The sequence below is a fragment of the Streptomyces sp. a15 genome, assembly GCF_059026085.1.
The window spans coordinates 1-344 of record NZ_JBWLKM010000301.1; the positions used below are offsets into that span (position 1 = coordinate 1).

General features: G+C 72.1%; 1 protein-coding gene. It reads left to right on the plus strand.

Annotated features, from left to right (window positions below; translation table 11 throughout):
* The coding region (locus AC5P09_RS52230) for an AMP-binding protein (protein ID WP_493880667.1) at nucleotides 1-344 on the plus strand (344 nt) is incomplete at both ends.

Sequence of the window (344 nt, forward strand, 5' to 3'; positions counted from 1 at the left end):
GCACGTGAGGTCCTGACCGGCGGTGATGTCGTGCCACTGGAGGCGGTGGAGCGGGTGCGCGCGGCCTGCCCCGAGGTGCGGGTGCGGCATCTGTACGGCCCCACCGAGGTCTCCCTGTGCGCCACCTGGCATCTGTTCGAGCCCGGCGAGGAGCAGGGTGACGTACTGCCGCTGGGCCGGCCGCTCAACAACCGCCAGGTGTATGTCCTCGATTCCTTCCTCCAGCCGGTGCCGCCCGGTGTGACCGGTGAGCTGTACGTCGCCGGGGCCGGTCTCGCCCGTGGCTATCCGGGACGGGCCGCACTGTCCGCCGAGCGGTTCGTGGCCTGTCCGTTCGCGGCCGG